The sequence below is a fragment of the Microterricola pindariensis genome (assembly GCF_002936985.1).
Taxonomy (GTDB): domain Bacteria; phylum Actinomycetota; class Actinomycetes; order Actinomycetales; family Microbacteriaceae; genus Microterricola; species Microterricola pindariensis.
The window spans coordinates 1-10,762 of the sequence record NZ_MPZN01000089.1 but is presented as its reverse complement, the minus strand read 5'-3'; the positions used below and the strand labels follow the sequence as shown (position 1 = coordinate 10,762).

Below are 10,762 nucleotides of genomic sequence, written 5' to 3'. Positions count from 1 at the left end.
TGACAGCCATCGAGCACCGCGCAGTAGACCAGGCCGCGCGGCAGCTCCGACACGCCCTCTCCGGCCGCCAGCAGCATGGCCTCGCCGAAGGCGTCGACGGCGGCAGTCCGGTGGCCGGCATCGAGCAGGGCCCGCCCGCGCAGCTGTGTGCCCAGGGCCTGCAGTGCGGCGTCGCCGTGACGGAGGCCTATGCCCACCACGGCATTCGCCGCGGATGCCGCGCCGGCGCTGTCCCCGCTGTGCAGCAGGTGGTGGATGCCGGGCAGCAGCAGGTAGCCCCGTTCGACGCAGTCGTCGTGGCGTCCGGCGAGCACGGCGGCCCGGGCGAGCCAGGCCTGTGAGCGGCCGCGCTCGTGCAGCGAGCCGAGCCGGTAGCCGAGCCAGAAGGCGGCCATGGCGGCACGGAGCTCGTCGGCATCCGTCGGCTCTGGCGCGTCGAGGTAGCGGTGGTAGGCGCGAGACAGCGCGTCGAACGCCGTCTCGTCACGGCCGCAGAGCGCGGCGGCGCGGGCCAGCAGGTCGAGCTGCGTTGCGCCGAGCGGCTGTGCCCGGTCGGCGTCGCTCAGCAGCGTGCAGGCGTCCTCCCAGCGGCGTTCCGCGAACGCGGTGAGGCCGGGCCCCAGATCTGCGCGCTCGGGCCCGCTGTCTGCGCGACCGGGCCCGCTGTCTGCGCGCTCGGGCATCGTCGCGGCTCCTCGCCAGCCGTGGCAACGCGCACGGCCTCTTCCCGAATATGCACCCGGCGCCCGGTGTCGTCAAGCGCCCCCTTGCGCCACTTCGTCGGGCTCCGCGCCACACAGTGGGGCGTGGAGCCCGACGAACTGGCGCAGAGGCGCACCGGATCAGCGCAGTCGCCGCGCGCGGCGGGTGATCGGCAGGCCCGCCTCCAGCAGGATCGCCCGCAGCAGCTGCGCCCGGTTCGCCTCCGTCCAGTCCCAGCGCGTCGGGGTCCACCGCGTCGCCGCGCGCACCGCGTTCTCGCGCTTCTTCTCCTCGAGCACGATGCTCGCAGGGGAGCGCCGGTCACCCGCACTCACGGCGTTTCCGAGGTACTTGCCGTCGCCGTCCGCCTCGCCCCAGACTCCGTACTCCGGCCAGGCCATGTCCAGGAACACCGTGCGCCCACTCCGTGGCAGGCGCACCGGGTGCTGCAGCACCGGTGCGGGGAAGCCGAGCCCCTCGATCTGGACTCGGCTGACCGTTTCGAGCGGGCTCTCGGCGAGGCTCGTGCCGCGGTCGAAGACCGCCCTGACCCTGGCGCTCCCGGGGAACGGCAGCCTGCGCTCGAACGCGGCGGCAAGTTCCTCCGGCGTGACACGGGGCGGCACCGCGTCGAACCGGTTGATGCGCAGCGCCGCATCCACCATCACGAGTGCGGTGGCGAGCGGAAAGGTGCGTGCAACATCCAGCAGGGCGTCGGGCAGCGAGGTCAACAGGAGCCCGTCCTGCACGTCGATGCCCACGGCGTCACGATGGGCGAACTCAACGACGCCGTTGCGCCGTCGGCCGGAGGGGCCCCTCGCCAGCAGATAGACCTCATCCGGCACCGTGCCGACGACCGGCAGGCCCCACAGCACGGCAGCCGAGAACCCGGCGAACACCGGCGCGCGGCGCTGGAGTCCGACGGCGAGAGTCATCGCCCGGTAGCCGGCGACCGGGCCCATCGCCGCGGCATCCTCGGCCGAGACATAGACGCCTCGCCGGAGCGGAAGCAGCCGCGCCGCGTGCCGAGCGGTGAGCAGCGTCTCGCGGAGACCGATTGCCTCCGCATCCCGAGTGAGCACGAGACCGTCGGGGGTTGTGGGAAGTGGATTCGACATGGCCGGATTCTGCTCCCCGGTGGCAGCCCGCGACGGGCGAATCCGCGGTCTGGGGAGAGAGCTGCGGCCGACGCGCATTGTGGAGAACACCGGATGCCGCTGGCCAGGGCCCGTTCGCCCTGCGCCAGTTCGCCGGGCTCCGCGCCACATGAGCGGGCGCGGAGGACGACGAAGTGGCGCAGGGCGCGCTGGAGCCGCGGGGGCGCCGGGGCGCCGGGGCGCCGGCGCTAGCCGATCTGCTGGCCGATGGAGCCGATCACGGAGTCCACCGCCACGCCGGAGGCGTCGCGCTTGGAGCCGCCGTCCGGAAGCGCCCGCACGGCCCCGTCCGGCCCGACCGCCAGGGCGGGCGGCGTGCCCACCCAGCCGAGCGTGAGCTGGTCCTCGCCCTTGAGGAAGCGCTGTGCGCGCACTCCGCCGGTGGCGCGTCCCTTCGCCGGGAACTCCGAGAAGTCGCTGACCTTCGCGCTGCCGGGGTCGATGCCGAGCAGGGTCTCGCTGCCGGCGGCGACGGTGACGACGATGGCCTCGGCCGCGGCATCCGCATCGACGCTGGTGAAGGCGATGACGTGCGCTCCCGCGCCCAGGTTGATGCCGGCCATGCCGCCGGCCGGGCACCCTTGCGGGCGCACGGAGGACGCGGCGAAGCGCAACAACTGCGCGTCGGAGGTGATGAAGACGAGCTCGTCGTCCTCACCGCCCTGCACGGCGCCGACGACCTCGTCCTTGGGCTTCAGCCCGATGACCTCGAAGTCCGGCTTGTTCGGGTAGGCGCCGACGGCGACCCGCTTGACGATGCCCTGCTTGGTGCCGAGCGCGATCGAGCGGTCGGACTCCAGCGAGACGAGCGCCAGCACCTTCTCCGCCTTGTTCGGCAGCGAGAGGTAGTCGGCGATCTTCACGCCGGCCGCCAGCTGCACCGAGGTCGGCGGCAGCATCGGCAGGTCGACGGGCGTGAAGCGGATGACGCGGCCGAGGCTCGTGACGGCGCCGATCTCGGCGCGGCTCGTCGTGTCGATGGAGCTGCGGATGGCGTCGTGCTTGCTGCGCCGGGCGGGGGGAGTGATGCTGGCCTGGCCCTCCTCGCCGACAGGCAGGTCGACGCGGGCGATCCTGCCGGTGGTGCTGAGGAACACCCGGCAGGGCACGTCGGCGACCTCGAGGATCGCGGCCGCGCGCTTGGCCGCCGCGCCGGCGATGCTCGGCCGGGCGTCGGTGAGCAGGGTGCGCCGGGGGGTGCCGAAGCGCTCCGCGACCTCGGCCAGCTCGTGCGAGACGAGCGCCTTGATGGCGGCCTTGCTGCCGAGCAGGGCGACGAGCTCGTCGATCTCGGCGCGGAGCTTGTCGGCCTCGGCCTCCAGCTCGATCCGGGAGAACTTGGTGAGCCGGCGCAGCTGCAGCTCGAGGATGTAGTCGGTCTGGATCAGGCTGAGCTCGAACACGTCCATCAGGCGGGTGCGGGCCTGCGCGGTGTCGTCGCTGCCGCGGATGACCTGGATGACCTCGTCGATGTCGAGGATCGCCACCAGCAGGCCCTCGACCAGGTGCAGCCGCTCGCGGCGGCGGGCGAGGCGGTACTCGGAGCGGCGCGTGACGACCTTGATGCGGTGGTCGACGTAGACCAGCAGGAGCTCGCGCAGGCCGAGCGTCTGCGGTCCGCCGTCGACGAGGGCGACGGCGTTGATGTTGAAGGAGTCCTCGAGCGGGGTGAGCCGGTAGAGCTGCTCCAACACGGCATCCGGGCTGAACCCGGTCTTGATGCCGATGACCAGCCGCAGGCCGTTGGTGCGGTCGGTGAGGTCGGTGACATCGGAGATGCCGCTGATCTTCTTGGAGTTGACGCCGTCCTTGATCTTCTCGATGACCTTCTCCGGGCCGACGAGGTAGGGCAGCTCGGTCACGACGAGCCCGGTTTTGCGGGCGGTGATCGCCTCCACGCTCACCCGGGCGCGGGTCTTGAAGCTGCCGCGGCCGGTCGCGTAGGCGTCCTTGATGCCGGCCAGGCCGACGATGGTGCCGCCGGTGGGCAGGTCGGGCCCCGGCACGAACTCCATCAGCTCGTCGAGCGTGGCGTTCGGGTGGGCGAGCAGGTGCCGGGCGGCGCCGATGACCTCGATCAGGTTGTGCGGGGCCATGTTCGTGGCCATGCCGACGGCGATGCCGCTGGCGCCGTTGACGAGCAGGTTCGGGTAGGCGGCCGGCAGCACGTCCGGCTGCATGAACTGGTTGTCGTAGTTGGGGACGAAGTCGACGACGTCCTCGTCCAGGCCCTCCGTCATGGCCAGCGCGGGGGCGGCCAGGCGGGCTTCGGTGTAGCGCGGCGCGGCGGGGCCGTCATCCAACGAGCCGAAGTTGCCGTGCCCGTCCACCAGCGGCACCCGCAGGGTGAACGCCTGCGCCATGCGCACCAGGGCGTCGTAGATGGCGGTGTCGCCGTGCGGGTGCAGCTTGCCCATAACCTCGCCGACGACGCGGGCCGACTTGACGTGGCCCTTGTCCGGGCGCAGGCCCATCTCGGCCATCTGATACAGGATGCGGCGCTGCACGGGCTTCAGGCCGTCGCGGGCGTCGGGCAGGGCGCGCGAGTAGATCACGGAGTAGGCGTACTCGAGGAAGGAGCCCTGCATCTCGGTGGCGACGTCGACGTCCTCGATGCGCTCGGTGAAGTCGGAACCAGTGCCTGTGGTGTTCGAACTGTTGCGGGTCATCCGTTGTTTCTCGTCGTGCCGGGCGGCGGGCCGCACCTGAAATCGGGGCAATGCGCCGCCTGAGCGTGTCGGGTGTGCTTATGCCAGACTGGGCGCGATGCCCATGCTACCCGCCCGCATTTCTCGCGGCCCCCGCCTTGCCGATGTTCTCCAAAGTTGCCTGCAGAGTGTGCGCGCCGAGCCGAATGCGCTGAGCCTGCCGGCGAGCAGCCACGCCATCGTCCTGCTCGTGGACGGCCTCGGCGCCTCCGCGCTCCGCAGCCGTTCCGGCCACGCCCGATTCCTCGCCTCCCGGATGGCCAAGAGCGACGTCATCGAGGGCGTCTTCCCGGCCACCACCGCGTCCGCCATCGCGACGCTGACCACCGCGAGCGCGCCGGGGGAGCACGGCATGGTCGGCTACAGCGTGCTGGACGCGGGCAACGACCGCCTGGTCAACCAGCTGAAGGGCTGGGACGCCCAGATGCGCCCGGAGAGCTGGCAGCTACGCCGCACCGTGTTCGAGCAGGCGCAGGATGCCGGGGTGCCGGCGTTCGCGATCGGCACCGCCCGGTACGCCGACTCCGGGCTCACCCACGCCGTGCTGCGCGGGGCGAGCTACGTCAGCGCCGACACGCTGGAGGAGCGCTTCGCCGCGGCCCAGCGCGTCATCGACAGCACCGAGCGGGCCATCGTCTACCTCTACGTGGCCGAGCTCGACATGGCGGCGCACGCCAAGGGCTGGGAGTCGGACAAGTGGCTGGGGGAGTTGGAGAAGCTCGACTCGGCGCTGGCCCGCTTCGCCGGCGGCCTCCGCAAGGGCGTCGGCGTGCTGCTGACGGCCGACCACGGCATTGTGGACGTGCCCGTCGACAAGCACGTGCTCTACGACACCGTGCCGGAGCTCATCGCGGGCGTGCGGCACGTCGGCGGCGAGCCGCGCTGCCTGCAGCTGTACCTGGAGCCGGGCCTGCCGGCATCCGCGGCCGACGAGCTCGCCGAGAGCTGGCGCCGCGTCGAGGGCGACCGGGTCTGGGTCTCCACCCGCGCGGAGGCCATCGCCGACGGCCTGTTCGGCGACGTCGACCCGCGGGCCGAGCCGCGCATCGGCGACGTGCTGGTGGCCGCCCGCAAGCTCGTCGCCTACTACGACTCGCGCGACATCACCCGCTCCGGCCGCAGCATGATCGGCCAGCACGGCTCGCTGAGCGACGAGGAGATGCGCATCCCGCTGGTGCGGCTGGGCGCGTTCTCCCGCTAGGGGCAGGGCCGGACACAGAAAAGGAGGCGGTCGCGCAGGGCGACCGCCTCCTTCTCGCAGAGATTCCCTACTCGGGGAACTGGAAGCGCTTGACCTGCGCCTTCGGCAGCCGCATCGCGCGCAGCTGCAGGGCGCGCATGGCCGCGTACCAGCGCACCTTCTCGACCTTGTCCTTGCCGAACTTGGCCGCGAGCTTGCGGGTGAGCGTGAAGCCCAGGATGACGCTGTCGACGACGGCGACGATGAAGAACGCCCAGAGCGCGAGGATGCCGTAGGTCTGCACCTCTGGGCTGGGGATGAAGGTGAGGATGATCACGAGGAACATGACGGGGATCATGAACTCGCCGATGCTGAAACGGGCGTCGACGTAGTCGCGCACGTAACGCTTCTGCACGCCGCGGTCGCGCATCGGGAGGTACTTCTCCTCGCCGTTGGCCATGCCGATGCGGGCGCGCTCCCGCGCCTCGGCCTGCTTGGCACGGGCGGCCTTGGCCGCCTCCTTGCGGTCGCCGACCACGAGGGGGCGCTGGTTGGCCGCCTCCTGCTGCTTGCGGGTGGGGGTTGGCGCGCCCTTGCCAACGGTGGGAGCGGCTTCCTCGGCGGGAACGTCGCTTGTTACAGGGTCGCTGCCGTTGCCGGCCTGGTTCTTTGCCACATCAAGTCCTTGAAGTCAGTTCCCTTAAGATTAGCGGCATGAGCGAGACCACGCAGACGCCCCCCAACACTCACAGCCAGGCACAGATTGAGGAGGCGGTGCGCGAGAGCGTCGAACTGGACCTTCCCCGCACCATCGCCGAGCTCTCCAGCCTCGTCCGGATCCCGTCGGTGGCCTGGTCGGCCTTCGACCCCGCCCACGTGCAGGCCAGCGCAGAGGCCGTCGCGGCGCTCGTGCGCGAGCTCGGCGTCTTCGAGACCGTCCAGATCAAGCGGTCGGCCATCGCCGACGGCGATGACGCCGGCCAGCTCGGCCAGCCCGCCGTGCTCGCCACCCGCGCCGCTCGGAACGGCCGCCCCACCGTGCTGCTCTACGCGCACCACGACGTGCAGCCCCCCGGGGACGACGCCGACTGGGACTCCGAGCCCTACCAGCCCGTCGTCCGCGGCGACCGGCTCTACGGCCGCGGCGCCGCCGACGACAAGGCCGGCGTGATGGCGCACGTCGCCTCCGTCCGCGCCCTGGTCGAGGCCGTCGGGGAGGACTTCGACCTCGGCATCGCCCTGTTCATCGAGGGGGAGGAGGAGTTCGGCTCCCGCTCCTTCGCCAACTTCCTGATCGACAACCGCGACGCCCTGCAGGCCGACGCCATCGTCGTCGCCGACTCGAGCAACTGGGACGTGAACACGCCCGCCCTCACCGTCGCCCTCCGCGGCAACGTCACGTTCAAGCTCACGGTGCGCACCCTCGAGCACGCCTCCCACTCGGGCATGTTCGGCGGCGCGGTGCCGGATGCCATGCTCGCCACGATCCGGCTGCTGGCCAGCATGCACGACGCCGACGGCTCCGTCGCGGTCGAGGGCCTGAGCAGCCACGACACCGAGACGCCGGCCTACTCGGAGGAGCAGCTGCGCGCCGAGACCGGCCTGCTGCCGGGCGTCTCGCCGATCGGCCGGGGCAGCATCCTCAGCCGGATCTGGGCGCAGCCGACGGTGACGGTCACCGGCATCGACGCGCCGAGCGTCGCCAACGCCTCCAACACGCTCGCCCCGGCGATCAGCGTGCGGATCAGCTCCCGTGTGGCGCCGGGCCAGCCGGCATCCGAGGCCTTCGCCGCCCTCGAGGCACACCTGCGCGCGCACGCGCCGTGGGGGGCCGAGCTCACCATCAGCGAGGTGGACATGGGGGAGGCGTTCCTCGTCGACACCAGCGGCTGGGCCGTCCGCGAGGCCAAGCAGGCCATGGCGGACGCCTGGGGCGTCGACCCCGTCGACACCGGCATCGGCGGCTCCATCCCGTTCATCTCCGACCTCGTGCGCGAGTTCCCGCAGGCCGAGATCCTGGTCACCGGCGTCGAGGACCCCGACTCGCGGGCGCACAGCCCGAACGAGTCCCTGCACCTCGGCGTCTTCAAGCGGGCCGTGCTCAGCGAGGCGCTGCTCCTGGCCCGCCTGAACGCCCGGGAATGAGCACAGCCCGTTCCGGGTTGACGCAGGTAGAATCTCAGTAGATTTCACGACCATCAGGTCTCAGATGCCCATTGGGTCTCAGAAACAGGGAGCAGCATGACCGACACAAGCACACCGACAGCCGAGCACAAGGTCGGCCTCTCCGACGCGGCGGCAGCCAAGGTGAAGAGCCTGCTCAGCCAGGAGGGTCGCGACGACCTGCGGCTGCGCGTTGCCGTGCAGCCCGGCGGCTGCTCCGGCCTGATCTACCAGCTCTACTTCGACGAGCGGATGCTCGACGGCGACGCGGTCGTCGACTACGACGGCGTCGAGGTCATCGTCGACAAGATGAGCGTGCCCTACCTGGACGGGGCCGCCATCGACTTCGAGGACACCATCCAGAAGCAGGGTTTCACCATCGACAACCCCAACGCCGGCGACAGCTGCGCCTGCGGCGACTCGTTCCACTAGCGGGCACAGGCCGCGCCTCGACGCGCGTCCTAACGCATCTTCCCTGGGAGGGCATCCACGCGGATGCCCTCCCAAGGCGTTTTAAGCGGGATCTACCCCGGATTCTTGTGAAAAGACCGGGCCATCGCCGTGTAAATGCACAATGTCGGCCCCAGACCGGAGTAGGGTAGAAACGGTCAATGGCACTTCCCTGTGAAGTGTCTTCGAGTCTCCCGAAAGGTCACCGGTGCGCAACAATCGCCGACTCCGATGGGCTGCAATTCCAATCGCAGCGACGTTAGCCGTAGTTCTTGCCGGGTGTACCCAGGCACAGCTCAACGGCTTCCTCCCCGGATTCGTGGAGGGTGAAAACCCTGTCACGTCGAACACCTCAATGGTGTCTGGTCTCTGGACCACATCCTGGATCGTCCTGCTCATTGTGGGCCTCATCACATGGGGGCTCATCATCTGGGCCGTCATCGTCTACCGCCGCCGGAAGGGCCAGACTGGCCTTCCCGTTCAGCTGCGCTACAACATGCCGATCGAAATTTTCTACACGATCGTGCCCCTGATTCTCGTGCTCGGCTTCTTCGCCTTCACCGCACGTGACCAGGCCGCCATCGAGACGCCGTACGCGGAGCCCGATGTCAAGGTCCAGGTCATGGCCAAGCAGTGGGCGTGGGACTTCAACTACACCGACGAGGACGTCTACTCGCCCGGCATCCAGGCACAGCCCGCTGACGGCGGCGAGCCCGGCGCCATCGACGAGGCCGGACTTCCGACGCTCGTCCTGCCCGTCGACAAGGAGATCGAGATCCGTCTCGACAGCCGCGACGTCATCCACTCGTTCTGGGTCATCGACTTCTTGTACAAGAAAGACATGTTCCCCGGCAAGTCGAACTACATGTACGTGACCCCCACCAAGGAGGGCACCTACAAGGGCAAGTGTGCCGAGCTCTGCGGCGAGTACCACTCGCTCATGCTCTTCAACGTCGAGGTCGTTTCCCAGGCCGAGTACGACGACTACATCCAGTCGCTCCGCGACGCCGGTCAGGAAGGCCAGCTTGGCTTCGAATTCGACCGCAACCAGAACCTGCCGGGTACCGGGGCGCCCGAGCTCAAGGAGGAACACTAGGCCATGAGCACCACCACAGCACCCGCTCCGACCGCGGCGCCGCTCGGCGCCTCGAAGGTCGAGCACAAGGGCAACATCATGGTCAAGTGGATCACCTCCACTGACCACAAGGTCATCGGGTACATGTACCTGATCACCTCGTTCATCTACTTCTGCATCGGCGGCGTGATGGCTCTCATCATCCGCGCGCAGTTGTTCGCTCCGGGCCTCGAGATCGTGGCCACCAAGGAGCAGTACAACCAGCTGTTCACCATGCACGGCACGATCATGCTGCTCATGTTCGCGACGCCGCTGTTCGCCGGTTTCGCCAACGTGCTCATGCCGCTGCAGATCGGCGCACCCGACGTCGCGTTCCCGCGACTGAACGCCTTCGCATACTGGCTGTTCAGCTTCGGTAGCCTGATGGCCGTCGCCGGCTTCCTCACCCCGCAGGGTGCGGCATCCTTCGGCTGGTTCGCCTACCAGCCGCTGGCGTCCACGACGTTCTCGCCGGGTCTCGGCGGCAACCTCTGGATGCTCGGCCTCGGCCTCAGCGGTTTCGGAACCATCCTCGGTGCGGTGAACTTCATCACCACCATCATCACGATGCGCGCCCCGGGCATGACCATGTTCCGCATGCCGATCTTCACCTGGAACACGCTGGTCACCTCGATCCTCGTCCTGATGGCGTTCCCCGTCCTCGCCGCCGCCATGCTGGCCGCAGCGGGCGACCGCGTCTTCGAGATGCACATCTACGACCCGGCCAACGGCGGCGTCATCCTCTGGCAGCACCTGTTCTGGTTCTTCGGCCACCCCGAGGTGTACATCATCGCGCTGCCGTTCTTCGGCATCGTCTCCGAGGTCTTCCCGGTGTTCAGCCGCAAGCCGATCTTCGGATACAAGACGCTGGTGTACGCGACGATCGCGATCGCCGCCCTCTCCGTCACCGTGTGGGCCCACCACATGTACGTCACCGGCTCCGTGCTGCTGCCCTTCTTCTCGCTGATGACAATGCTCATCGCCGTGCCGACGGGTGTGAAGATCTTCAACTGGATCGGCACCATGTGGCGAGGGTCGTTGACGTTCGAGACCCCCATGCTCTGGGCTATCGGCTTCCTCGTGACCTTCACCTTCGGTGGCCTCACCGGTGTCATCCTGGCCTCACCGCCGCTGGACTTCCACGTCTCCGACACCTACTTCGTCGTCGCCCACTTCCACTACGTCGTCTTCGGCACCGTCGTGTTCGCCATGTTCAGTGGCTTCTACTTCTGGTGGCCCAAGTGGACCGGAAAGATGCTCAACGAGCGTCTCGGCAAGTGGCACTTCT

Annotated in this window: 8 protein-coding genes and 1 pseudogene; 5 read left to right on the top strand and 4 right to left on the bottom strand. The window is 69.3% G+C overall.

Translation table 11 applies throughout. The features are described from left to right. The 3 genes and pseudogenes from GY24_RS16090 to GY24_RS16080 form a co-directional block, all read right to left on the bottom strand. A pseudogene (locus GY24_RS16090) lies at positions 1–683 on the bottom strand (hypothetical protein); the annotation flags it as partial. A gap of 159 nt (positions 684–842) precedes the next feature. After that, positions 843–1,820, bottom strand: a complete 978-nt coding sequence (locus tag GY24_RS16085; protein ID WP_104477503.1) for a hypothetical protein — start codon at positions 1,818–1,820, stop codon at positions 843–845. Between the two features lie 227 nt (positions 1,821–2,047). Continuing rightward, entirely contained in the window at positions 2,048–4,528 is a 2,481-nt protein-coding gene (locus tag GY24_RS16080) for a DNA gyrase/topoisomerase IV subunit A (protein ID WP_104477501.1), read from the bottom strand. 169 nt (positions 4,529–4,697) lie between these two features. Between GY24_RS16080 and GY24_RS16075 the strand changes: the two genes are divergently transcribed. Continuing rightward, complete coding sequence (locus tag GY24_RS16075; RefSeq protein WP_233279423.1) at positions 4,698–5,768, top strand: alkaline phosphatase family protein; 1,071 nt, start codon at positions 4,698–4,700, stop codon at positions 5,766–5,768. Between the two features lie 67 nt (positions 5,769–5,835). Here the strand turns inward: GY24_RS16075 and GY24_RS16070 are convergent, their stop codons facing one another. Continuing rightward, the gene (locus GY24_RS16070) at positions 5,836–6,423 is read right to left on the bottom strand and encodes a DUF3043 domain-containing protein (protein ID WP_083363997.1); all 588 of its coding nucleotides are present in this window, start codon (positions 6,421–6,423) and stop codon (positions 5,836–5,838) included. A gap of 38 nt (positions 6,424–6,461) precedes the next feature. On the opposite strand from GY24_RS16070, the gene GY24_RS16065 reads away from it, so the two are divergent. The 4 genes from GY24_RS16065 to GY24_RS16050 all read left to right on the top strand — a co-directional run. Next, positions 6,462–7,892 carry a dipeptidase gene (locus GY24_RS16065; protein WP_104477499.1) on the top strand — a complete coding sequence of 477 codons (1,431 nt, stop codon included), beginning with the start codon at positions 6,462–6,464 and terminating at the stop codon, positions 7,890–7,892. 96 nt (positions 7,893–7,988) lie between these two features. Further along, positions 7,989–8,342, top strand: coding sequence for an iron-sulfur cluster insertion protein ErpA (gene erpA, locus GY24_RS16060; protein ID WP_104477497.1), 354 nt, complete (start codon positions 7,989–7,991; stop codon positions 8,340–8,342). A 226-nt stretch (positions 8,343–8,568) separates the two neighbouring features. Next, entirely contained in the window at positions 8,569–9,456 is an 888-nt protein-coding gene (gene ctaC, locus GY24_RS16055) for an aa3-type cytochrome oxidase subunit II (RefSeq protein ID WP_104477495.1), read from the top strand. 3 nt (positions 9,457–9,459) lie between these two features. Beyond that, the coding region (locus GY24_RS16050; protein ID WP_104477493.1) for a cbb3-type cytochrome c oxidase subunit I at positions 9,460–10,762 on the top strand (1,303 nt) is incomplete at its 3' end.

What these genes read in the sequence shown, in the direction of transcription:
- GY24_RS16085 (WP_104477503.1), bottom strand. Translation starts at nt 1,820, where the DNA reads ATGTCGAATCCACTTCCCACAACCCCCGACGGTCTCGTGCTCACTCGG.
- GY24_RS16080 (WP_104477501.1), bottom strand. Translation starts at nt 4,528, where the DNA reads ATGACCCGCAACAGTTCGAACACCACAGGCACTGGTTCCGACTTCACC.
- GY24_RS16065 (WP_104477499.1), top strand. Translation starts at nt 6,462, where the DNA reads ATGAGCGAGACCACGCAGACGCCCCCCAACACTCACAGCCAGGCACAG.
- erpA (WP_104477497.1), top strand. Translation starts at nt 7,989, where the DNA reads ATGACCGACACAAGCACACCGACAGCCGAGCACAAGGTCGGCCTCTCC.